Genomic DNA, 21,895 nt, shown 5'->3' with positions numbered 1-21,895 from the left:
CGCCGTTGGCTGCTGGCGTGCGCCGCCGTGCTTTTGGCGGCGGCCATGGTCGTGGCGGTCTGGCTCAACCGCCCTCTGCCGTTGCGGGGCGGGAATGAGGCGGTGCTGGATGTCTGGATTCAACCGGGACAAACGGTCGGCCAGGTGGCACAAACCGTGGTGCAAGCAGGGGTCGAGACCCCGGCACTGTGGCTGCACGCCTGGTTTCGGCTGTCGGGGCAGGGGCGACGCATCCAGGCCGGCAGCTACGAGCTGCGCGCCGGCGTGACCCCACGCAGCCTGCTGGAGATGTTGGTACGCGGTCAGCAGGCCACCCGACGCCTGACGCTGATCGAGGGCTGGAATGTGCGCGAGGTGCTGCAGGCCGTCCGCTCGGCGGAATTTTTGATCGACGATCTGCCGCCGGGCCACGATCCGGTTGCCTTGGCGCGCCATCTGGGGTTGTCCGCAGAACATGCCGAGGGACGGCTTTTTCCCGACACGTATGTCTATCCCAAGCGGTCGCTGGCCTCGCGCGTTTTGCGGCAAGCCGCCGCTGCCATGGAGGCACGACTGGCCCAAGCCTGGGCGCAACGGCAACCGGACTTACCGCTGCGCTCGCCCGACGAGGCCCTCATCTTGGCCAGCCTGGTCGAGAAAGAAACCGGACGCGACGCCGATCGGGCGCGCATCGCTGCCGTGTTCATCAATCGATTGCGTATCGGGATGCGACTGCAAACCGACCCCAGCGTCATCTACGGAATGGGAGAGGCGTTCGATGGCAATCTGCGCCGGCGCGACCTGCTCACCGACACGCCCTACAACACCTACACCCGCGCCGGTCTGCCGCCCACGCCCATCGCGATACCGAGCTGGGCGTCGTTGCTGGCGGCCGTGCAACCTGCGCCCACGCGCGACCTGTATTTCGTGGCGCGCGGCGACGGCACCAGCGCCTTCAGCCGCACGCTGGAAGAACACAACCGCGCGGTGCGGCGCTACCAGTTGGGGCTGCCGTGAGGACGCAACGATGAGCGATGGCATCGATTCCCCGATCCACCCATGCGGGCTGGGCCTGTTCGTCTCCTTCGAAGGCATCGACGGTGCTGGCAAATCGACCCACTTGGCCACGCTGGCCGAGCGGCTGCGCGCGCAGGGACGTCGCGTCACGGTGACGCGCGAGCCGGGCGGCACGCCCTTGGCCGAGACCCTGCGCGGGTCTTTGCTGCACAGCGCGATGGACGCCCTGACCGAGGCGCTGCTGGTGTTTGCTGCCCGCCGTGACCACCTGCGGCACGTCATCGAACCCGCGCTGGCCGCCGGTGACGTGGTGTTGTGCGACCGCTTCACCGATGCCACCTTCGCCTATCAGGGCTACGGACGTGGCTTCGACCTGAGCGTCCTGTCGACCCTGGAGGGCTGGGTGCAGCGCACGCCGCAAGGCGGGTTGCGCCAGCCGGACCTGACGCTGTGGTTCGACGTGCCGCCCGCGCTGGCCGCGGCACGGCTGAGCGCGACACGCGCGCCCGACAAATTCGAGGCCGAACCGCTGGCCTTTTTCGAGCGCGTAGCGGCGGGCTATGCGGCCCGCGCCGCGCAGGCGCCCGATCGCATCGTGCGCATCGACGCCAGCCTGCCGCTGCCAGCCGTGTGGGCCCAAGTGGAGCAGGCGGCTCGCGCCCGGGGGGTGCTGCCATGAATCTGGCACCGTGGCTGCAACAGCAGTTGTGCGCAGTGCGCGCGCTGCGCGGTCACGCCATTTTGTTGGACGGGCCAGCAGGCTTGGGGCAGCTCGAATTGGCCGAGGCGCTGGCCCAAACCTGGCTGTGCGAACGCCCCAGCGAACAAGGCGCCTGCGGCACCTGTCCCTCGTGCCATGCGCTGCAGGTGCGCGCGCACGCCGATGTGTTTGCGCTGATGCCGGAGCGGCTGGCGCTGGAGCGCGGCTGGCCGCTGGATGCCGCCACCCAGGAGCGCATCGATCGCAAGGAAATCAAGCCGGGTCGCCAGATCCGGGTCGAGGCCACGCGGGCCGCCGTCGCCTTTGCCCAGTTGTCGTCCGCTCGCGAGCAGGGCAAAGTCATTCTGATTCTGTCGGCCGAGCGGCTCAACGTCGAGTCGGCCAACACCCTGCTCAAAACGCTGGAAGAACCGCCCGGGCGCGTGCGCTTCGTCCTGGCCACCGAGGCCGCCCACCAACTGCTGCCTACGATTCGCAGCCGCTGCCAGCGCTACACCTTGACATGGCCCAGCGAAGCGCAGGGGCAGGCCTGGCTGCAAGCGGCCGGGACGGCGGCCGGCTTGCGGCTCACCGAGGAAGACTGGCAGGTGTGCTGGCGCGCCGCCGGGGGCCGGCCGCAAGAAGCGCTGAACTGGGCCCAATGTGGGCTACGCGCCACCGTTTGGCGCGCACTGCCGCAGCAACTCGTCCGTGGCGACGGATCGGCGCTGTCCGATTGGCCGCCATCCCGCCAGCTACAGATGCTGATGCTGCTGTGCCACGACGCGCTGGCCCTGGCCTGTGGCGCGCCGCCACGCTACTTCGACGCCGATGCCGTGCCGCGTGCCCAGCCCGAACGCCTGTGGGCCTTCTGGCGCAGTTTGCAGCAGGGCTGGCGCCACGCCGAGCATCCGTTTCACGCCGGGTTGTGGGCCGAGGCCTGGACCGAGCGCGCTCGTGCCGCCTTCACCCCCGCCGCGCGCGCCCCAACCACCGCGTCATCAGCGGCGCTACACTCGCGCCCATGAGCATGGCTCCGTTCTCCGGTGGCGACGCCACAGGGCACGCGCGTCCCGCCGTCATTCAGCTGTCCATCAAGGAAAAAGGGGCGCTGTACGCGGCCTACATTCCGCTGTTTAGCGACGGTGGCATCTTCGTGCCGTCGACCCGCCAGTACACATTGGGCCAAGATGTCTACGTGTTGCTGACGCTGCCCGAAGACCCCCAGCGCTACCCCATTGCCGGCAAGGTGGCCTGGATCACGCCGCCGGGGGCTACCGGCACCCGAACGCAAGGCATCGGCGTGGCCTTTCCGCCCGATGAAAAATCGCGCCGGCTCAAAGCCCGCATCGAGGAAATCCTCGGTGCTCATCTGGCATCGGACCGGCCGACACAGACCATTTGATCCCTGCCCAAGCGCGAAGGACGGCGCCTGCTGTGCAAGCGTTGCCTCACTCACCCATGTACACCGACTCGCATTGCCATCTCGACTTTCCCGAACTGAGCTCGCGCCTCGATGACGTGCTGGCGCAGATGCGCGCTGCCGGCGTCAGCCAAGCCCTGTGCATTGGAACCACCCTCGAAGGCTTCGACGACGTGCACCGCATCGCCCTGAGCGCACCACCCGAGGGGCCACGGCTGTGGGCCACGGTGGGCGTGCACCCCGACAACGAAGGTGTACAGGAGCCGACGGTGGCCGATTTGGTGCAGCGCGCCGCGCGCGCGCGCGTGGTCGGCATCGGTGAGACCGGGCTCGACTATTACCGCTTGGGGCAGCGTACGGTAGCCGACATGGAATGGCAGCGCGAACGCTTTCGGGTGCACATCACCGCGGCGCGCACCACCGGCTTGCCACTGGTCATCCACACCCGCGCTGCTGCCGACGATACGCTGGCCATTCTGCGCGAAGCAGGCGGGTTTGGCCACCGCCATGCCGGGGGCGGTGCGCCGGTGCAGGGTGTCTTTCACTGCTTTACGGAAACGCGTGAAGTGGCGGGTGCGGCGCTCGATCTGGGGTTTTATATCTCGTTTTCGGGTATTCTGACCTTCAAGAACGCCGCCGATCTGCGCGAAGTGGCGGCCTACGTGCCACTGGAGCGCTGCTTGATCGAAACCGACAGCCCCTACCTCGCCCCGGTGCCGCACCGCGGCCAAACCAACACGCCGGCCTACGTGCCCTTGGTGGCGCAGCAACTCGCCAGCATCAAAGGAATGGACGTGCATGCCGTGGCTGAGGTCACCAGCGCCAATTTTCGTGCCCTGTTTGCCCGCACGCAGGTGGATAGACCCGCCAAAATATCAACCGATACATGAAAAAATTCCTGTATCTGTTTGTTTTCATTATTATTGGCTTAGGAAGCCAGTCCGCCTCGGCGCAGCGATCTTACGAGCAGTTTTTCACCGCCGTGGTGCGCGACGACGTGGGCACGGTACGTCGCCTGCACGAGCGCGGCTTCGATCTCAACAGCCCTGACCCCGACCTGACACCGCCGTTGGTGTTGGCGCTGCAGCGCGATGCGCTGGCGGTGGCGCGCTACCTGGTGCTGCAGCCCGAAGTCGATGTCGAAGCCGTCAATGCGGCCGGCGAAAACGCCCTGATGATGGCGGCGCTGCGCAACCACTTACCCCTGGTGGAGCAGTTGCTGGCGCGGCGCGCCCAGGTCAACCGCCCAGGCTGGGCACCGCTGCACTACGCAGCCACCAACAAGGGCGAGCATGCACTGACCATCACCCGGCTGCTGCTGGAGCATCACGCGTATATCGACGCCGAGTCACCCAACGGCACCACACCGCTGATGATGGCCGCCCGTTACGGCCGCGAGGAAGTGGTGCGCTTGTTACTGGAGGAGGGTGCCGATCCGACGCTGCGCAACCGGTTGGGGCTGGACGCCATCGACTTCGCGCGTCAAGTCAGCCGCCAGACCGTCATCGATATGATTGCGGCCGCCATCCGCGCGCGTCAGCCGCGCGGTCAGTGGTGACGCAGACCGCGACGGCGTCCGTCCACCCAACACCGTGCAGAACGAATACCCACAGGAGAACACCGTATGGATGTTTCACGCACCCGCCGCGATCATCACGATGTGCTCGGCGGTTTGCTGATGGCCGCCATCGGCTTTGCCGCCGCATGGTATGCCGTCGAACACTACGAGCTGGGCAGCCCCCGTAACATGGGCCCCGGCTTCTTTCCCTTCGGCCTCGGCCTGCTGCTGGGCGGGCTGGGCGTCCTGATTGCGCTGCCAGCGCTGCTGCGCTCCGGCGTGCGCATCACGGTGGCCTGGCGCACACTGGGCTGCGTCATCGGCGCCCTGGTGCTGTTCGGCGTATTGCTGAAAACCGCTGGCCTCGTGCTGGCCACGGTCGCCTCGGTTCTGTTGGCATCGCTGGCCGATCGCGGCATCGGCTGGCGCACCCGCCTCATTGCGGCGGCGGTCATCGCCGCCCTGTGCTGGCTGATCTTCATCGCGGGGTTGAATATGGTGTTGCCCGTGTGGCCGTGGAGTCGATGATCATGGATATCGCGCAGGGACTCTGGCTCGGGCTGCAGGAAGCACTTCAGCCGATGATGCTGCTGTACTGCTTCATCGGCGTATTCATCGGCACGCTCATCGGCGTGCTGCCCGGCATCGGCGCCATGGCAACCATCTCGCTGCTTCTGCCGGTGACTTACCACATTCCGCCCACCGCTGCCATCATCATGCTGGCGGGCGTGTACTACGGGGCGCAGTATGGCGGCTCCACCGCCTCCATCCTGCTCAATCTGCCCGGCACTCCCTCGTCGGCCGTGGCCTGCCTAGACGGCTACCCGATGTCCAAACAGGGCAGGGCGGGGGTGGCGCTGTTCATGACGACGATCGCCTCCTTCGTCGGCTCGATGATCGGCATTGCCATCCTGGCCGGTTTTGCCCCCAGCATCGCCGAGCTGGGATTGAAATTCGGGCCGGCCGAGTATTTCGCGATGATGCTGCTGGGACTGATCGCTGCCTCGACGCTGGCCACGGGCTCGCCGCTCAAAGGACTGGCCATGGTGGTGCTGGGCCTGCTGCTGGGCACAGTGGGCACCGACGTCAACTCCGGGCAAGCGCGCTTCGACTTCGGCGTGCCAGAGCTGATGGACGGCATCAACATCGTCGCGCTGGCCATGGGTTTGTTTGGCATTGCCGAGGTGGTGGGATCGGTCAATCAGCCGCGCGAGGGACAAATCAACGAGCGCATCACCCTGCGCTCGATGCTGCCGACGCGGCAGGACTGGAAAGACTCGTGGCGGCCCATGCTGCGCGGCAGCGGCATTGGCAGCTTTTTCGGCGCTTTACCAGGCACCGGCGCGTCGATCGCCTCTTTCATGGCCTATGCCACGGAAAAAAAACTGGCGCGCGATCCTTCACGCTTTGGCCGCGGCGCCATCGAGGGCGTCACCGCGCCTGAGGCCGCCAACAACGCCGCTGCGCAAACGGCCTTCGTGCCGACCCTGTCCCTGGGCATTCCCGGTGACGCCGTCATGGCGCTGATGCTGGGCGCCCTGATCATCCACGGCATACAGCCGGGTCCGCTGCTGATGACCAACCAGCCCGACTTGTTTTGGGGCTTGATCGTGAGCTTTGGCATCGGCAACCTGATGCTGATGGTTCTGAACCTACCGTTGGTGGGCATGTGGGTGGCGATTTTGCGCATCCCGTACAGCGTGCTGTATCCGGCGATCCTGGTCTTCATCGCGCTGGGCACGTATAGCGTCAACAACAACGTGTTCGACATCTACATGGTGGCGGCGATCGGCGTCTTGGGCTACGCATTGGCGGTGCTGCGCTTCGAGGCCGCTCCGTTGATGCTGGGTTTCGTGCTCGGCCCGTTGATGGAAGAAAACCTGCGCCGCGCCTTGCTGCTGTCGCGCGGCGACCCGTCGATCTTCATCGACCGGCCCATCAGCCTGGGCTTCATGGCGGCCAGCGCCGCGCTGCTGGCGTGGAGCCTGTGGGGCCTGCTGCGCGCGAGCCTGCGCGCGCGCGAGCGGTCGCGGGACGCGCTGTGAGCGCGGCGACCCGCGCTGCGCGTGCGTATGACTGGCGAGTGCCGGCGCCACCAGCCATGTTGCCCGCAAAGCCACCAACCGGCGCAGCCGCTGCAACACGAAGCAAAAACCAACGGCCGGCCGTAAGTGCTCGCGGTGCACGGTGTCAGCGCACCACCATCAAAGTTCCACAATGTGTATTATGTTAACTAACACATAGGGGCGACGCCACCAGCACCGTCGCATCGGCCGTTCGGCCGGCCTCCCCACGGCTTGGTCGGTGCGACCCTACCACGGCGCCGCGCGCCGAGTCGACTCCCCGACTGGCATCGCTATTGCTTGGTGTTTTTACGCTCGCCTGCGGGTAAACCATGGGAAAGCCTGGGCAAGCGTCTGTCTACAATCACTCCCCATGTTCCACTTCGGATGTCGTTTTCATGAATCGACGCCATGTTTTGTTCGCGGTCACTCTGGCGGCCTCGGTGGGCCTCGGCGCCGCTCAGGCCCAGACAGCCGAGCTCAAGGTCGCTATCGACCCAACGTACGAACCGTTCACGTACAAGACGCCCGACGGTAAGCCCACCGGCTTCGATGTCGACATCGCCGAGGCCATTTGTGCCAGACTCAACCGTAAGTGCGTTTATGTCGAGCAGGTGTGGGACAGCATGATCCCGGGGCTGCTGGCGCGCAAGTACGACGTGATCATCAGCTCGATGTCGATCACCGATGACCGCAAGAAGGTCGTCGATTTCAGCGACAAGTACTACAACACCCCCAGTGGTATCGTCGTCAAGGAAGGCACACCGTACAGTGGGCCGGCGTCGCTCAAGGGCAAAAAAATCGGTGTGCTCAAAGGCAGTACGCAAGAAAAGTACGCCATGGGCGAGCTCAAGCCCGCCGGCGTGCAGGTCGTCCCCTATGAAGCCCAAGATCAGGTCTATTTGGACATCCGGGCCGGGCGCTTGGACGGCACCGTGGCCGACAAGGTCGAGGTGACCGGCGGCTTCCTGCGCAAGCCCGAAGGCAAGGGTTATGGCTTCGTCGGACCCGAGTTGTACGACCGGAAGTATTTCGGCGAGGGCGTCGGCGTAGCGATGCGCAAAGGCCAAGACAAGCTCAAGGCCGACATCAACGCTGCCATCAAGGCCATCCGTGCCGATGGCACCTACGAAAAAATCGCCAAAAAATATTTCGACTTCGACCCTTACGGCAAGTGATGCCTGAGGCGTGAGCGGCGCGTCGCTGGGGCCTCGGCCGCAGCGACGCGTTCTTCTTTGCCATGCTGCTGGACTATATTCCAACCATTTTGCAGGGGGCCCTGCTGACGGTGGGTGTGTCGCTGGCGTCCCTGCTGGTGGCCATCGTGCTCGGTTTGCTCGGTGCCACGGCCAAGCTTTCTGGTCACCGCGTTGCCGCGCTCGCCGCCACCGTCTACACCACCGTGGTGCGCGGCATTCCTGAGTTGGTGCTGATGCTGCTCGTGTTCTATGGCGGCACCATCGGCCTCAACCAGCTGCTCGAGGCCATGGGGTCTGAGCAGCAGGTCGATATCAATCCCTTCGTGGCTGGTGTGTTGACCATCGGCTTCATCTATGGCGCCTACATGACGGAAACGTTTCGCGGCGCCATTTTGGCCATTCCGCGCGGCCAGATGGAGGCCGCTTGGGCCTTTGGCATGGGGCGACTGCAAACCTTCTGGCGGATTACCCTGCCGCAAATGGTGCGCTATGCCCTGCCCGGCTTTACCAACAACTGGCTGGTGCTGATCAAGAGCACGGCATTGGTCAGCCTTATCGGGTTGCAGGACATGACCCTATTGGCCAAGCAAGCAGCCGCGGCCACGCGCTCACCGATCTTTTTCTTTTTGTTCGTTGGCGGCCTCTTCCTCGTCTACACCTCGGCGTCGCTGTGGGTGCTGCGGCACCTGGAGGCGCGCTTTAGCGCCGGCGTGCGCCGGGCGCAGAGCTGGCAGGCTTGAGCGCGGGAGCTTTGGGCATGAATTGGTCCGTCATTTTCGAGCCGGCGCAACTGCAGCTGTATACCGAGGGCGTCGTCACGACGCTGAAGCTGTTGTTGTCGTCGCTGGCCGTGGGGGCGGTACTGGCCGTGCCGATGGCGATCGCCCTGAACAGCCGCTGGCGCCTGCTGCGCTGGCTGGTGGGCAGCTACACCTATGTGATTCGCGGCACCCCCCTGCTGATCCAGGTCTACCTGATTTACTACGGCATCGCCCAGTTGGATTGGGTCCAGGCGCGTTGGGATGCGATCTGGCCGTGGACCTGGTTCAAGGACGCATTTTTTTGCGCCCTGCTGGCTTTCGCGTTGAATACTGCCGGCTACACCGCCGAGATGCTGGCGGGCGCCATTCGCGAAACCCCTTATGGCGAAATCGAGGCCGCACGCGCCATGGGCATGTCCCCGCGGCAGGTGTTGTGGCGAATCGTCATGCCCAGCGCGATGCGCCGCACCTTGCCCGCGTACAGCAACGAGGTGGTGATGATGCTGCACAGCACCAGTCTGGCCAGCACCGTGCCGGCGATGCTCGACCTCACCGCTGCCGCCAGCCGCGTCTACTCGGACTTCTATCTGCCGTTCGAAGCCTATCTGTTCGCAGCCGCCATCTACCTGCTCATCACGTTCACCCTGGTGGGTCTCTTCAAGTGGGCTGAACGGCATTTTCTGGCCCACTTGGCCCCACGGCGTGCCTGAATATGGACGTGCGCACCCACCCCCTACCGAGCACCAGCCTGGGCACGCAACGAACGCTGACGAGCTGGCATTTTGGTCGCACCGGCGCGCGCCCCAAGGTGTATGTACAGGCCAGCCTGCACGCCGACGAGTTGCCCGGCATGCTGGTGGTGCATCATCTGCGCCAGCGCCTGCTGGCACTGGAAGCGCTGGGCGCGATCCGCGGCGAGGTCGTGATCGTTCCCGTGGCCAACCCCATTGGCCTGGCGCAGCGCATCGACCACCGCGCGCTCGGTCGCTTCGAACTGAATACCTCGGAAAACTTCAACCGCGGCTATCCGGACCTCGCTGCCATCGCCTTCGAGCGCGTGAGCGACCAACTGGATGGAGACGCCGCCGCGAACGTGCGCCGCGTGCGTGCAGCGGTGCTGGCGTGGCTGAGCGAGCAGCGCCCTACCACTGAACTGGAGGGCCTGCGGCTGACGTTGTTTGCATTGGCTGCCGATGCCGACGTGGTGCTGGATCTGCATTGCGATGACGAGGCGGTACTGCACCTGTACAGCGAAACGGTGTGTTGGCCGACGCTGGAGCCGCTGGCGCGCTGGCTGGGGGCACGCACGGTGCTGCTGGCCGACTACGGTGCCGGCGGGCAGCCATTTGACGAACAGCTTTCGGGGCTGTGGTCGCAGCTGGCGCAGCGCTTGCGCGATGGTGGTTGCACCGCCCCCCTGCCCCAGGCCTGCGCTGCGGCCACCGTGGAACTGCGGGGACAAGCCGATGTCGCGCATGAATATGCCGTCGCCGACGCCGACGCCGTGTGCCGTTATTTGCAACATCTGGGAGTGGTGGCCGGCGATCCGGGCACGCCTCCAGCACCGCTATTCGAACCGACGCCGCTGGCGGGCTCGGAGACCTTGCGCGCGCCGCACCCAGGTGTGTTGGTGTTCCAGGCGCCGGTAGGGGCTTGGGTTCGTGCGGGCGATGCCGTCGCCGAGGTCATCGACCCCTTGAGCCATCGCGCCACTGTACTGCGCCCCGCCCACGACGGTGTGCTGTACGCCCGCGCACGCGATCGCTACGCAATCGCCGGCCTGGGGGTGGCCAAAGTTGCTGGCCGCGAGGCTTTCCGTACGGGTTATTTGCTGTCTGAATGAACGCGGCTGCGCCCGCGCGCCACCTGCATGAGCACGACTACCGTCAAACTCCACGTCGAAGACATTCACAAGCGCTACGGCGCCCATGAGGTGCTCAAGGGCGTGTCGCTGACTGCCCGCGCCGGTGATGTGATCAGCATCATCGGCAGCTCCGGCTCGGGTAAAAGTACGTTTTTACGCTGTATCAATCTCTTGGAAAAACCCCACGGCGGCCGCATCGTCGTCGCTGGCGAGGAGTTACAGCTGCGCCCGGCTGGCGACGGCGAACTGCACGCGGTCAACCCCGAGCAACTGCGCCGGCTACGCACCCGGCTGGCGATGGTATTTCAGAACTTCAACCTCTGGTCACACATGACGGTGCTGCAAAACGTCATCGAGGTGCCGGTGCATGTGCTCAAAATCCCACGTGAGCAAGCGGTGGCCGCGGCGCGCAAATATCTGGAGCGCGTGGGCCTGAAGGGCGTGGAAGACCGCTACCCGGCGCACCTCAGTGGCGGCCAGCAACAGCGGGTGGCCATCGCGCGTGCACTGGCAGTGGAGCCCGAGGTGATGTTGTTCGACGAGCCCACCAGCGCCCTCGATCCCGAACTGGTCACCGAAGTGCTGCGGGTGATGCAAGGCTTGGCCGAGGAACACCGCACAATGGTGGTGGTCACCCACGAGATGGGATTCGCGCGTGAGGTCTCGAATCACGTCATCTTCTTGCACCAAGGGCGCATCGAGGAGCAAGGCGACCCGAAGCAGGTGCTGACCCAGCCGCGCAGCGAACGGCTACAACAATTCCTCAGTGGAAACCTGAAGTAATACGTCTATCTCATTGATAAAACATGAGATAGACGCCGCCTACAAAAATCGATCCAGAAGCCGTCGACTGTGGCGGTCGAGCTTTTGCGGCTCTCGAATCAAATATTGCACGCCGTGGCTGTCCTGGATCAACAGCACATCGCGGGCAACGCGGCGGATATCTTCCTCACCCTTGAGCACGAAGCGGGTCGGCCCCCGGTCGGTCTCCACCGTCCAGGTACTGGGGGTGGCAAAGGAGCTCACCTCCCGCAAGCGCAGGATGCGCGGCAAAAACTCGCGCTCGGCCAGCGCCGCTTCGATGAGCGAGCGTACCGGCTGCACCAGCGCATCGAGCCGCGCGATGTGCGCCAGCTCCCGCCCATCGGGGCCAATGAGGCCGATGTGTTCATTCGGCGCCTGAATGGGGAACGCGCGCACCGCCACCACCGGTCCGATCCATTGGCCCGCGTCGTCGCACCACTCCAGCAAACCGGAGGGGGTGCGGCGCAGACGCGTGTCCAAAGCCGCATGTACCGTCTGCGCCTCGCCAGAGAGCTGCATGTCGCCGCTCATGCTTGTCTCCAGCGCTGTGCCTCGGCTTCGGCCTGGCGCAGCTGGGCCTGATACAGCCGCCAATACGCGCCCTGCCGCGCCAGCAGTTCGTCGTGCGTGCCCTCTTCCACCTTGCGCCCTTTGTCCATCACCACCAGGCGATCGGCGCGCCGCAACGTCGAGAGCCGGTGCGCGATGGCAATCGTCGTGCGCCCGCGCACCAGGTTGTCCAGCGCTTTCTGGATTTCTTTTTCGGTCTCGGTATCGACGCTGGAGGTCGCTTCGTCCAAGATGAGTATCCGCGGGTCGATGAGCAGCGCGCGCGCGATGCTGATGCGCTGGCGCTCGCCGCCCGACAGACCCTGACCGCGCTCACCCACCAGGGTGTCGTAGCCCTGGGGCAGGCGCAAGATGAAGTCGTGCGCATGGGCCGCGCGAGCGGCGGCGATGATTTCTTCACGCGTGGCATCGGGCCGACCGTAGGCGATGTTGTCGGCGATGGTGCCGTAGAAAAGAAACGGCTCTTGCAGCACCAAGCCGATGTGACGCCGGTACTCCGCCAGCCGAAAGCGCCGGATGTCCACGCCATCGACCCGGATTTCGCCTTCGGCCACATCGTAGAAACGGCAGATCAGATTGACCAGGGTGCTCTTACCAGAACCGCTGTGTCCAACCAAACCGATCATTTCGCCGGGCCGCACGCTCAAGTCGAGGTCATGCAGCACGGTCCGGTTGCCGTAGCGAAACGAGACGTGGCGCAGCTCGATCGCCCCCAGCAGGCGCGGCAGCGGCACCGGATCGGCTGGCTCCGGCACGCTGGAGACGTGATCCAGGATATCGAAAATGCGCTTGGCGCCGGCCGCCGCTTTCTGCGTGACCGAGACGATGCGGCTCATCGAATCCAGCCGCGTGTAAAAGCGCCCAATGTAGGCCAGGAAGGCGGTGAGCACGCCCACCGTGACCGTGCCGCGCGCCACCAGCCAGATGCCGAAGCCCCACACCACCAGCAAACCGATCTCGGTCAGCAGCGACACCGTGGGTGAAAACAACGACCACAGCCGGTTGAGTCGGTCGTTGACCTCCAGGTTGTGCCGATTGGCATCGCGAAAACGCTGCGCCTCACGCCCTTCTTGGGCGAAGGCTTTGACCACCCGGATGCCGGGGATGGTGTCGGCCAGCACACTGGTGACCTCGGCCCAGACGCGGTCGATCTTCTCGAAGCCCGTGCGCAAGCGATCGCGCACGACATGGATCAGCCAGGCAATGAGGGGCAGGGGCACCAGGGTGGCCAGCGCCAGCGTCGGGCTGATCGAAAACAGGATCACCGCCGTCATGCCGATCATGATCACGTCGGTGGCGAAGTCCAGCAAATGCAGCGACAAGAAGATGTTGATGCGGTCGGTCTCCGAGCCGATGCGCGCCATCAGGTCGCCCGTGCGGCGGTTGCCGAAGTACTCCAGCGACAAGCCCAGCAGATGTTCGTAGGTGGTGGTACGCAGGTCGGCACCGATGCGCTCCGACACCAGCGCCAGGATATAGGTTTTGGCCCAGCCCAGCCCCCACGCCAGCAAAGCCGCCCCCAGCAACCCGCCGAGCAGCAACCACACCAGCCCCCAGTCGACCGGCGTGCCACTCTGAAACGGGATCAGCACGTCGTCCATCAACGGGATGGTCAAGTAGGGCGGCACCAAGGTGGCAGCGGTTGCCGCCAGCGTCAGCACGAAGCCGGCCAGCAATTGCCAGCGGTAGGGCCGGGCAAAGCGCCACAGGCGCAGCAACGTACGCACCGACGGCGGCGTGTGCACCACCCGGGCACAGACGGCACACTCATCGTCGTCGGGCTCCATGGGTGCGTGACAGACCGGACACTGCAGGGGCGCTGGCTGCAGGGCCGGCGCTTGGTCAGGGGCAGCGTCGCGCACGGCTTCGAACGCCTCGACCACGCGACGGGCCTGCACCTGTCGCCCCAGCGTGTAGTGCCACACCGCCAGCCGCTGCGCTGGCTCGTTCGGCCGCTCGCGCCACAGAGCCAGCGTTTCCACACCGTGGTGATCACTGACGAGCAACCGCATACCAGGCTCGATGGTCCAGCAGGCGACTTTGGACTGTGGACTGGCGGCCCAGCACAGCACGCCCCCCGCCACCCAAAGCAAACCTTCCTGAAACCGCAGGGAAGCATCCAAATCGGTTGGCAACCAGGCCAGCACCGGTTGCGGCGTCGCAGACGGCCTCGTCTGCTCGAGGACGGAGCGCCAAACAGGCGGGCACCCCGCAAGGTCAGCGGACGATGGCGTATACAACATGTTGCAATTTGATGGCGAAGCGCAGCGCGCTCAGGCGCGGCGCCGGATGATAATCGGGTTTTAGCCGTTCGGTGCGCGCGCGCCGACCGGTGCATTTTTTGTCGAGTGCTTTCATGCCCCACGACGCCATTCGTTTTTTGCGTCTGCGCCACCTACGTGGTCCCAACGTGTGGACCTACCGCCCCGCCCTGGAAGCGGTCATCGACATCGGCCCCCTGGAGGACCACCCCTCGCACACCCTGCCCGGGCTCTACGAACGGCTCACTGCCTGGCTGCCCGGTCTGATCGAACACCACTGCGGCGTCGGTGAGCGTGGCGGTTTCCTGCAGCGCCTGCGCGAAGGCACCTGGGCCGGACATATCCTGGAACACATCGCCATCGAACTGCTGAACTTGGCCGGCATGCCCACCGGGTTCGGGCAGACGCGCTCCACCGATGTGCGCGGCGTCTACAAGCTGGTCATCCGGGCGCGCCAGGAAGAGGTGGCGCGCCAGGCGTTGCTGGATGGCCGCGACCTGTTGATGGCGGCGATCAACGATCAACCCTATGACGTGGCTGGCGCCGTCAAGCGTTTGATGGCCCTCATCGATCGCCATGCGTTGGGCCCCAGTACGGCGGCCATCGTCGATGCGGCCAGCGCGCGGCGCATCCCGCACATTCGCCTCACCGAAGGCAACCTGGTGCAGCTCGGTTATGGCAGTCGTCAGCGGCGCATCTGGACGGCCGAGACCGACCGCACCAGTGCCATTGCCGAAAACATCTCCCGCGACAAAGACCTGACCAAGCGGCTGCTGGCCGAGTGTGGCGTGCCGGTTCCCGAGGGCCGGCTCGTGCGTGACGTCGAGGATGCCTGGGAGGCAGCGCAGGAAATCGGCCTGCCGGTCGTCGTCAAGCCGGTGGACGCCAATCACGCGCGCGGCGTCTCACTGGACGTGCGCAGTCGCGAAGAGCTCGCGGCGGCTTTCGCGCTGGCCGAGCGCGAAGGCTCCGAGGTGATGGTGGAGCGCTACATTCGTGGACGCGAGCACCGCATCTTGGTCGTGGGCGGGCGCATGGTCGCAGCCTCGCGCGGAGAACATGCCGTCGTCGTGGGTGACGGGCAACACACGGTGCGCCAGCTCATCGAGCGCGACATCAACAGCGACCCGCGGCGCGGGGAAGAGGAAGAGTTCCCGCTCGACACCATCCGCCTGCCGGAAAACCGCGACGTGATGCTGGAGTTGCGCCGGCAGGGTCTGCAGCCCGACAGCGTACCCGAGGCGGGGCGGGTGGTGCTGGTTCAGCGCACGGGATTGCTCACCGACGACGTCACCGACGAAGTACACCCCGATATCGCTGAGTGGGCCGCGCTGGCCGCACGCGTCGTCGGCCTGGATGTCGCCGGCATCGACCTGGTGGTCGAGGACATCACGCAGCCCCTCATCCCGCAAGGTGGGGCCATCGTCGAGGTCAACGCCGGCCCGGGCTTGCTGCCACACCTCAAGCCCGCGCGCGGTACCCCGCGTCCGGTCGGGGAGGCAATCGTGGCGCACTTGTTCGGTCCGAACGACCAAGGGCGCATCCCCGTCGTTGGAATCACCGGCACGCAGGGCACCGCCGAGATTGCCGCCTTGCTGGGCGCGCTGTTGGCGCGTACCAACCGCATGGTTGGCATTTCGTGCGCGGGGCAGATTTGGCTCAACGAACAGCGCATCGATGCCAGTGTGCCGTCCGACTGGGAAGCCGGGCAGCGCCTGCTCATGAACCGCCTGGTCGATTGCGCCGTCATTGAAAACTCGCCGCGCAGCATCTTGGACGAAGGTTTGTCATATGACCGCTGCCTGGTGGGCGTGGTCACGGACGTACCCGTCCCCGAGGGACTGGATGATCACTATGTCACCACCCGCGATCACATGCGCAAAGTGGTGCGTACGCAAGTGGACGTGGTGCTGCCAGAGGGCTGTGCGGTGCTCAATGCTGACTGTGACGTCTGCGCGGGCTTGGCCGAACTGTGTGACGGCGACGTCTTGCTGTACAGCACGCAAGGCGGCCACGCGCTGCGCGACGCTCACATCGCCGATGGGCGGCGCTTTTTGTGTGACGAGGGTTGCCACATCGTCTTATATCACGGCCAGACGCGACACATCATCGCCGATCTCCAGCATCCGGGATTGCAAACGCTCACGACGCGCGTATCGCTGACATCCCTGCTGGCCACGGTGGGCGCCGCCGTGGCACTGGACGTCCCCCTCGATATCATCCGCGCCTGCCTGGAGTCGGCGCCTCCACTTGGCATCTCAGTGCACTGAAGCGATTGCCCCAACGGTTCATTGTCACGATCCACCACCATGAACGTCACACGCTTGCGGGCCTTGCGTGGCCCCAATCTGTGGTCACGCGTCACCGCCATCGAGGCCGCGGTCACCTGTGCACCTGAAGAACTCGACTTGCGTCGGCTCAACGAATTCGAAACCCGACTGCGACAACGCTTTCCTCAAGTGGGCCTACTGCCTGAGCCCACAGATCGGGGGATGGTGACGATGGCGCATGCGTTGGAGATCACCGTCCTGGCCCTGCAGACCCACGCCGGCTGTCCGGTCAGCTTTAGCCGCACCGTCTCCGCGCCCGAACCCGGGGTATTTCAAGTGGTGGTGCAATATACGGAAGAAGCGGTGGGGCGGTTGGCTTTTGATCTGGCACTGCAACTGCTACAGGCAGCCCGCGACGATACCCCCTTCGATACCGATGCGGCACTGGCGCAGCTACGCGAGCTCGATGAAGATGTCCGCCTGGGTCCATCGACCGGCTCGATCGTCGAAGCGGCATTGGCGCGCGGCATCCCCTACCGCCGCTTGACGACGGGAAGCCTGGTGCAGTTTGGCTGGGGCAGCAAGCAACGCCGTATCCAGGCTGCCGAGTGCGACACCACCAGCGCCATCGCCGAGTCGATCGCGCAAGACAAGGAATTGACCAAGAAGCTGCTGCACGCGGTTGGGGTGCCGGTTCCACTGGGGCGACCGGTACGCGATGCCGATGACGCCTGGCGAGCGGCCCAGGAATTGGGGGGAGCCGTGGTGGTCAAACCACGCGATGGACACCAAGGCAAGGGCGTCACCGCCAACGTCCATACCGAAGAGCAGGTGCGCGCCGCCTATGAAACGGCCCGCCAGTACGGCAGCGAGGTGTTGGTCGAGCGCTACCTGCCGGGCATCGACTTTCGCTTGCTGGTGGTCGGACGCAAATTGGTCGCCGCGGCGCGGCGCGATCCGCCGCTGGTGGTAGGCGATGGCGTCCACACGGTGCGTGAATTGGTCGATCAAGTCAACGCCGACCCGCGCCGTGGCGACGGACATGCCACGCCGCTGACCCGGATTCGCCTAGACGATATCGCATTGGATCGGCTGGCGCAGCAGGGCCTCACCCCAGACTCGGTGCCGTCGCTGGGCATGCGCGTGGTGCTGCGTAACAACGCCAATTTATCCACCGGCGGCACCGCCACCGACGTCACCGACGAAGTCCACCCGCTGGTGGCCCAGCGCGCCGTTGCCGCCGCGCTGACGGTCGGCCTGGACGTGTGCGGCGTGGACGTGGTGTGCCAAAACGTCGTCGAACCGCTGGAGACGCAAAGCGGCGGCATCGTCGAAGTCAACGCCGCACCGGGCCTGCGCATGCATCTGAGCCCATCGTACGGCAAAGGGCGCAACGTCGGGCAAGCCATCATCGACCACATGTTTCCGCCCGGCCAAAATGGCCGTATTCCGCTGATCGCCGTCACCGGCACCAACGGCAAGACCACCACCGTACGGCTGACCGCCCATCTGCTCGCACAGCACGGCTGGCGCGTGGGTTTCACCGACACCAACGGTGTCTACATCAACGGGCGCCAGATCGATCAGGGCGACTGCAGCGGCCCCCGCAGCGCGCGGCGCGTGTTGGCGCACCCGGACGTGGACGCCGCCGTGCTGGAGACCGCACGCGGCGGCATCCTGCGCGAAGGTCTGGCCTTCGACCGCTGCCAGGTCGCCGTCGTCACCAACATTGGCACCGGCGACCACCTCGGCCTGAATTACATCACCACCGTCGAGGATCTGAGCGCTCTGAAACGGGTGATCGTTCAGAACGTCGCCGACGATGGCATGGCCGTGCTCAACGCCGCCGACCCCCACTGTGTGGCCATGGCCGAGTTTTGTCCCGGACAGGTCACCTACTTTGGTCCTTCCGCCCGGCACCCGGTCATCGCCACCCACCGCGCCCTGGGCAGACGCGTCGTTTTCGCCGACGACAGCTGCCTGGTTGCCGCCGAAGCGGGATGGCAGGTCCGCATCCCATTCAGCCAGATCCCGCTGACCGACGGGGGCAGCATCCCCTTTCAAGTGGACAACGCCATGGCCGCCGTGGCTGCCGCCTGGGCGGCGGGGGTGTCGTGGGATGCCATCGCCCATGGTTTGGCGACCTTCACCGCCGATGCGCACACCGTGCCTGGGCGCTTCAACCGCTTTGCCTACCGGGGAGCCACCGTGATCGCCGACTATGGCCACAACCCCGATGCCATCGCCGCGCTATGTCAGGCGGTTCAGACGCTACCAGCCCGTAAACGGCTGGTGGTGATCAGCGCCGCCGGCGACCGCCGCGACCAAGACATCATCGAGCAAGGCCGCTTGATCGGCGAGGTGTTCGATGAAGTCGTGCTGTTCGAAGATGCCTGCCAGCGCGGGCGCGCCGACGGCGAAGTCATTGCCCTGCTGCAGCGGGGACTGCAAGCCGCGCCCAAGGCGCGTTGGCAAACGGCCATTCGGGGTGAGTTTGCGGCCATCGATACCGCGCTCGATCGCTTAGAACCGGGCGACGTGTGCCTGATTCTGATCGACCAGGTGGAGGAGGCGCTGGCCCACATCAGCCGCCGGGTGGCCGAGGCCACCGAAGCGGCGGCATGAAGGTCGCAGCGACGCCGGAGTGCCTTTCCGTCAACCCCAAAACAGCAGGACGTCTCGGCCTTCGACGACCAAATCGACCGGCCGCCCCACGGGCAACACCACTTTCGTCGGAACGTGCCCAAACGGCAAGCCCGTGACGACGGGCACCCCCGGCAACTGGGCGCGCAGCCAAGCCACGACGGTCTCCAGCCGAAAGCCGCGGTCGTGCGGCGTCAACGTAAATCGGTTGAAGGCTCCCAACAGCAGCGCACGCTGCCGCGCCAGTACGCCAGCCAACAACAGCTGCGTCAGCAGCCGCTCGATCCGATACGGATGCTCGCCCACATCTTCCAAAAACAGCACGCCCCCCTCGACGGCTGGTAAATAGGGGGTACCCACCAACCCGGCCAAAATGGACAAGTTGCCGCCCCAAAGCGGCACACCTTCCAGCCGCCACCCAGCGCTCAGCTCCGGGTGTGCCTGCCCGTCGGCGCGCGGCAGTCGCCAGCCGGCCCCCTCCCCCACCCCGCGCGCCAAATCGTCGAAACATGCTGCCGTGATTTCATCCACCGCCTCACCCGCCCAGTCCTCCATCAGGGCCGGGCCCGCCCAGGTGGCGGTGCCGCGCTGGGCCAGCACGGCCAATTGAAACGCCGTGAAATCACTCAAGCCCACCCAGGCCATGCCACGCTGTGCCGCAGCCGCGATCTCGTCATAGGGCAGTCGGGGCAACAGGCGCGTCAAGCCATAGCCCCCGCGCGTGGTCAAGGCCACGTCCGCACCGCTGGCTGCCGCGCGTTCGATGGCGGCAAGGCGCGTTTCGTCATCGCCGGCAAAGCGCTGGTGGCTGGCCAGCGCGGCGGGGTCCACCGCGACGTCATAGCCGGCGGCTTGCAGCCGGCGCACCGCGCGCCGAAAGGCGGCGCGGTCGCGCACCGCTCCGCTCGGGGAGTAGATGTAGAGACTGGGCATAGGCGGGCATTATCCGGCCAGCGCGGCCAAGGCCAGCGGACCGGCGCGGTGGCCGCGGTCGGGAAACGGGGCGTTCGCCCAATCGTCAGCCGCCGGCAGCAAGGCCTCGGCGGCCACGTGCGACACGCCCGCCACGCGCCCACCCCAGTGTTGCTGCAGCGGCGCCAACAACCACTGCGCACCGGGTGCCAGAGCCAGGCAAACCGCTGTCACGCCCAGCGCATCCAGCCACTGGGCAAGCACCGCCGCATGGCGCGCCGGTGTATGCCAGGCGCGCTTCTTCGGCTTGTCGCTTTGACCAAACCCCACCAGATCGGGTACCAAACAGCGCTGCCCATTGCTGAGCCGTACCGCCACCCACGGCCCCCACTGCGGCCACCAGCCCTGGAGTCCGTGCAGGCACACCCAGGTCGTGGCAGCGTCGTGCGGCCCTACGTCCAACCAATGCAAGCGCAAGCCCTGCAGCGCCGGTAAATCGTGCCGATAGCGGGAGGCACTGCGGGCCAGCCCCCAGGCCGCGGCACGTGCCCACACAGCATCGAACGCCATCTCTGGCGTGCGTAGGGCGTCTGGCCGCAAGGGCTGCGCCTGCGCGCGCTGCTCGCTGCGTCGGCGCTCGAAAAAGTCGCGCATCAACGCAGCGGCCTCATCAGCCAGCACCCCACCCCGCACGACGGTGTGGGCGTTGAGCGCCGGAAGGGCAAACAGATTCAGTACCGACCCGGCGGCGCCGCTGCGCGGCTCGCTTGCCCCAAACACCACCTGCGCCACGCGGGCATGCAGGGCCGCCTGGGCACACATGGCGCACGGCTCCAAGGTCACGTACAGCGTGCAGCCGTCCAGCCGATAATTCCCCAGGGTGTGGGCCGCTTCACGCAGCGCCACGATCTCCGCGTGCGCCGTGGGATCATGGCAAGCCACCGGTTGATTGTGGCCGCGGCCGACCACGCGTCCCTCGCGTACGACGACCGCCCCCACCGGCACTTCACCGGCCTGCGCAGCCTGCCGTGCCAAGGCCAGGGCCTCGGCCATGAAACGGCGATCGACTTCGCTCATGGGGACGTACGCGGGCGGATGCATTGACCGTAGCCCCGGCCTGCCATGCCGCCCGCCGTCAACCTGGCCTGCACTCAGCCGGTGAAGTAAGGCGGCTCGTTGCCCGGCTTCCACTTGATGTTGCAGCCCAGGGACGGCTTTTGCTCCCCGGGTACGGGGCGTCCTTCGAGCACCGCATCGATGGCCGCAGCCAAATCCTCGCCCGTCACGGGCAGGTCCGATCCCGGCCGGCACGAATCGAACTGTCCCCGGTATACCAGGCGCCGCTGCGCGTCGTACAAAAAGAAGTCTGGTGTGCAAGCGGCGCCAAAGGCCTTGGCCACGCTCTGGTCGACATCCAGACAGTACGGGAAGGTGTAGCCAAAGCGCCGCGCGTCGTCGCGCATCGCGTCCGGGCCGTCCTCCGGGTAGGCATCGGTGTCGTTGGCGTTGATGGCGATCACCGCCAGCCCCCGCGCCATCGAACGGCGCGCCAGCCGGGCAAACTCATGCCGGATCAACTGCACGAACGGGCAGTGGTTACAAATGAAGGCCACCAGATAGCCCTTGGCATCGGGGAAAGTATCGAATGACACCACCTTGCCCGAGACCACGTCGGGCAACGCAAACGCGGGGGCGGTTTGCCCCAGCTCCACCATCAACGATGCCGTTCTTGCCATAGCACGTTACCCTCGCGCCGGTTGTCTGCCTACGACAAGCATTGTACGCAGCAGCGCGATGCCGCGCCACCCCCGGCAGAACCGGCAACGCCGGCGCCCGTTGGGTTTTCACGAGCTCATGCCGGGTGTCACCCG

21 protein-coding genes are annotated in these 21,895 nt (G+C 65.9%); 15 read left to right on the top strand and 6 right to left on the bottom strand.

Going from position 1 to position 21,895, the window contains the following annotated elements:
- Positions 1-45: 45 nt before the first annotated feature.
- The 13 genes from mltG to Tchar_RS03670 all read left to right on the top strand — a co-directional run bounded on the left by mltG (position 46) and on the right by Tchar_RS03670 (position 11,347).
- The gene (gene mltG, locus Tchar_RS03730; RefSeq protein WP_144327743.1) at positions 46-996 is read left to right on the top strand and encodes an endolytic transglycosylase MltG; all 951 of its coding nucleotides are present in this window, start codon (positions 46-48) and stop codon (positions 994-996) included.
- 10 nt (positions 997-1,006) lie between these two features.
- The gene (gene tmk, locus Tchar_RS03725) at positions 1,007-1,675 is read left to right on the top strand and encodes a dTMP kinase (RefSeq protein ID WP_144327742.1); all 669 of its coding nucleotides are present in this window, start codon (positions 1,007-1,009) and stop codon (positions 1,673-1,675) included.
- Positions 1,672-2,724 (top strand): DNA polymerase III subunit delta', encoded by a 1,053-nt coding sequence (locus Tchar_RS03720; protein ID WP_144327741.1) that lies wholly within the window; start codon positions 1,672-1,674, stop codon positions 2,722-2,724. The genes tmk and Tchar_RS03720 overlap by 4 nt, the downstream gene beginning before the upstream one ends.
- Positions 2,721-3,101, top strand: a complete 381-nt coding sequence (locus tag Tchar_RS03715; RefSeq protein ID WP_236640169.1) for a PilZ domain-containing protein — start codon at positions 2,721-2,723, stop codon at positions 3,099-3,101. The genes Tchar_RS03720 and Tchar_RS03715 overlap by 4 nt, the downstream gene beginning before the upstream one ends.
- A gap of 56 nt (positions 3,102-3,157) precedes the next feature.
- Positions 3,158-4,009 carry a TatD family hydrolase gene (locus tag Tchar_RS03710; protein ID WP_144327740.1) on the top strand — a complete coding sequence of 284 codons (852 nt, stop codon included), beginning with the start codon at positions 3,158-3,160 and terminating at the stop codon, positions 4,007-4,009.
- Positions 4,006-4,677, top strand: a complete 672-nt coding sequence (locus tag Tchar_RS03705) for an ankyrin repeat domain-containing protein (protein WP_144327739.1) — start codon at positions 4,006-4,008, stop codon at positions 4,675-4,677. Before Tchar_RS03710 ends, Tchar_RS03705 begins: the two co-directional genes overlap by 4 nt.
- A gap of 66 nt (positions 4,678-4,743) precedes the next feature.
- A complete protein-coding gene (locus tag Tchar_RS03700; RefSeq protein WP_144327738.1) occupies positions 4,744-5,205 on the top strand; it encodes a tripartite tricarboxylate transporter TctB family protein in 462 nt (153 codons plus the stop codon).
- 2 nt (positions 5,206-5,207) lie between these two features.
- Positions 5,208-6,722, top strand: a complete 1,515-nt coding sequence (locus tag Tchar_RS03695; RefSeq protein ID WP_144327737.1) for a tripartite tricarboxylate transporter permease — start codon at positions 5,208-5,210, stop codon at positions 6,720-6,722.
- A 416-nt stretch (positions 6,723-7,138) separates the two neighbouring features.
- Entirely contained in the window at positions 7,139-7,918 is a 780-nt protein-coding gene (locus tag Tchar_RS03690) for an ABC transporter substrate-binding protein (protein WP_144327736.1), read from the top strand.
- Positions 7,919-7,980: 62 nt separating this feature from the next.
- Positions 7,981-8,679: an ABC transporter permease gene (locus tag Tchar_RS03685; RefSeq protein WP_144327735.1), complete on the top strand. Its 699-nt coding sequence runs from the start codon at positions 7,981-7,983 to the stop codon at positions 8,677-8,679.
- Positions 8,680-8,696: 17 nt separating this feature from the next.
- Complete coding sequence (locus tag Tchar_RS03680) at positions 8,697-9,410, top strand: ABC transporter permease (RefSeq protein ID WP_144327734.1); 714 nt, start codon at positions 8,697-8,699, stop codon at positions 9,408-9,410.
- 2 nt (positions 9,411-9,412) lie between these two features.
- Positions 9,413-10,543 carry a succinylglutamate desuccinylase/aspartoacylase family protein gene (locus Tchar_RS03675; RefSeq protein ID WP_144327733.1) on the top strand — a complete coding sequence of 377 codons (1,131 nt, stop codon included), beginning with the start codon at positions 9,413-9,415 and terminating at the stop codon, positions 10,541-10,543.
- Between the two features lie 27 nt (positions 10,544-10,570).
- Positions 10,571-11,347: an ABC transporter ATP-binding protein gene (locus Tchar_RS03670; protein ID WP_144327732.1), complete on the top strand. Its 777-nt coding sequence runs from the start codon at positions 10,571-10,573 to the stop codon at positions 11,345-11,347.
- Between the two features lie 39 nt (positions 11,348-11,386).
- Here Tchar_RS03670 and Tchar_RS03665 read toward each other — a convergent pair whose 3' ends face one another.
- From Tchar_RS03665 to Tchar_RS13715, 3 genes are read right to left on the bottom strand one after another with little or no spacing between them, the layout of a single operon-like run.
- The gene (locus Tchar_RS03665; protein WP_236640168.1) at positions 11,387-11,899 is read right to left on the bottom strand and encodes a cyanophycin metabolism-associated DUF1854 family protein; all 513 of its coding nucleotides are present in this window, start codon (positions 11,897-11,899) and stop codon (positions 11,387-11,389) included.
- Entirely contained in the window at positions 11,896-14,181 is a 2,286-nt protein-coding gene (locus tag Tchar_RS03660; protein ID WP_144327731.1) for a cyanophycin metabolism-associated ABC transporter, read from the bottom strand. Before Tchar_RS03660 ends, Tchar_RS03665 begins: the two co-directional genes overlap by 4 nt.
- Complete coding sequence (locus tag Tchar_RS13715; RefSeq protein WP_161595445.1) at positions 14,156-14,296, bottom strand: hypothetical protein; 141 nt, start codon at positions 14,294-14,296, stop codon at positions 14,156-14,158. Before Tchar_RS13715 ends, Tchar_RS03660 begins: the two co-directional genes overlap by 26 nt.
- Here Tchar_RS13715 and Tchar_RS03655 point away from each other — a divergent pair.
- Positions 14,295-16,469: a cyanophycin synthetase gene (locus Tchar_RS03655; protein ID WP_144327730.1), complete on the top strand. Its 2,175-nt coding sequence runs from the start codon at positions 14,295-14,297 to the stop codon at positions 16,467-16,469. The genes Tchar_RS13715 and Tchar_RS03655 overlap by 2 nt on opposite strands.
- A gap of 39 nt (positions 16,470-16,508) precedes the next feature.
- Positions 16,509-19,094, top strand: a complete 2,586-nt coding sequence (gene cphA, locus Tchar_RS03650; protein ID WP_144327729.1) for a cyanophycin synthetase — start codon at positions 16,509-16,511, stop codon at positions 19,092-19,094.
- A gap of 30 nt (positions 19,095-19,124) precedes the next feature.
- Here the strand turns inward: cphA and Tchar_RS03645 are convergent, their stop codons facing one another.
- The 3 genes from Tchar_RS03645 to Tchar_RS03635 form a co-directional block, all read right to left on the bottom strand.
- Complete coding sequence (locus Tchar_RS03645; protein ID WP_144327728.1) at positions 19,125-20,045, bottom strand: LD-carboxypeptidase; 921 nt, start codon at positions 20,043-20,045, stop codon at positions 19,125-19,127.
- 9 nt (positions 20,046-20,054) lie between these two features.
- On the bottom strand, positions 20,055-21,101 hold the full coding sequence (tadA, locus tag Tchar_RS03640) for a tRNA adenosine(34) deaminase TadA (protein WP_236640166.1): 1,047 nt from the start codon (positions 21,099-21,101) through the stop codon (positions 20,055-20,057).
- A 74-nt stretch (positions 21,102-21,175) separates the two neighbouring features.
- The gene (locus tag Tchar_RS03635) at positions 21,176-21,760 is read right to left on the bottom strand and encodes a thioredoxin family protein (protein ID WP_144327726.1); all 585 of its coding nucleotides are present in this window, start codon (positions 21,758-21,760) and stop codon (positions 21,176-21,178) included.
- Positions 21,761-21,895 lie beyond the last annotated feature (135 nt).

The organism is Tepidimonas charontis (assembly GCF_007556685.1).
Classification (GTDB): domain Bacteria; phylum Pseudomonadota; class Gammaproteobacteria; order Burkholderiales; family Burkholderiaceae_C; genus Tepidimonas; species Tepidimonas charontis.
This window is presented reverse-complemented; position numbering and strand designations above follow the sequence as displayed.

Excerpts from the sequence above, each read along its gene's own strand:
- Tchar_RS03675 (WP_144327733.1), top strand. The coding sequence starts at position 9,413 with ATGGACGTGCGCACCCACCCCCTACCGAGCACCAGCCTGGGCACGCAA.
- Tchar_RS03660 (WP_144327731.1), bottom strand. The coding sequence starts at position 14,181 with ATGTTGTATACGCCATCGTCCGCTGACCTTGCGGGGTGCCCGCCTGTT.
- Tchar_RS03655 (WP_144327730.1), top strand. The coding sequence starts at position 14,295 with ATGCCCCACGACGCCATTCGTTTTTTGCGTCTGCGCCACCTACGTGGT.
- Tchar_RS03685 (WP_144327735.1), top strand. The coding sequence starts at position 7,981 with ATGCTGCTGGACTATATTCCAACCATTTTGCAGGGGGCCCTGCTGACG.
- Tchar_RS03690 (WP_144327736.1), top strand. The coding sequence starts at position 7,139 with ATGAATCGACGCCATGTTTTGTTCGCGGTCACTCTGGCGGCCTCGGTG.
- Tchar_RS03635 (WP_144327726.1), bottom strand. The coding sequence starts at position 21,760 with ATGGCAAGAACGGCATCGTTGATGGTGGAGCTGGGGCAAACCGCCCCC.
- Tchar_RS03700 (WP_144327738.1), top strand. The coding sequence starts at position 4,744 with ATGGATGTTTCACGCACCCGCCGCGATCATCACGATGTGCTCGGCGGT.
- Tchar_RS03665 (WP_236640168.1), bottom strand. The coding sequence starts at position 11,899 with ATGAGCGGCGACATGCAGCTCTCTGGCGAGGCGCAGACGGTACATGCG.
- cphA (WP_144327729.1), top strand. The coding sequence starts at position 16,509 with ATGAACGTCACACGCTTGCGGGCCTTGCGTGGCCCCAATCTGTGGTCA.
- Tchar_RS03710 (WP_144327740.1), top strand. The coding sequence starts at position 3,158 with ATGTACACCGACTCGCATTGCCATCTCGACTTTCCCGAACTGAGCTCG.
- Tchar_RS03715 (WP_236640169.1), top strand. The coding sequence starts at position 2,721 with ATGAGCATGGCTCCGTTCTCCGGTGGCGACGCCACAGGGCACGCGCGT.
- tadA (WP_236640166.1), bottom strand. The coding sequence starts at position 21,101 with ATGAGCGAAGTCGATCGCCGTTTCATGGCCGAGGCCCTGGCCTTGGCA.
- Tchar_RS03720 (WP_144327741.1), top strand. The coding sequence starts at position 1,672 with ATGAATCTGGCACCGTGGCTGCAACAGCAGTTGTGCGCAGTGCGCGCG.
- Tchar_RS03695 (WP_144327737.1), top strand. The coding sequence starts at position 5,208 with ATGGATATCGCGCAGGGACTCTGGCTCGGGCTGCAGGAAGCACTTCAG.
- Tchar_RS03680 (WP_144327734.1), top strand. The coding sequence starts at position 8,697 with ATGAATTGGTCCGTCATTTTCGAGCCGGCGCAACTGCAGCTGTATACC.
- mltG (WP_144327743.1), top strand. The coding sequence starts at position 46 with ATGGTCGTGGCGGTCTGGCTCAACCGCCCTCTGCCGTTGCGGGGCGGG.
- Tchar_RS03670 (WP_144327732.1), top strand. The coding sequence starts at position 10,571 with ATGAGCACGACTACCGTCAAACTCCACGTCGAAGACATTCACAAGCGC.
- Tchar_RS13715 (WP_161595445.1), bottom strand. The coding sequence starts at position 14,296 with ATGAAAGCACTCGACAAAAAATGCACCGGTCGGCGCGCGCGCACCGAA.
- Tchar_RS03705 (WP_144327739.1), top strand. The coding sequence starts at position 4,006 with ATGAAAAAATTCCTGTATCTGTTTGTTTTCATTATTATTGGCTTAGGA.
- tmk (WP_144327742.1), top strand. The coding sequence starts at position 1,007 with ATGAGCGATGGCATCGATTCCCCGATCCACCCATGCGGGCTGGGCCTG.
- Tchar_RS03645 (WP_144327728.1), bottom strand. The coding sequence starts at position 20,045 with ATGCCCAGTCTCTACATCTACTCCCCGAGCGGAGCGGTGCGCGACCGC.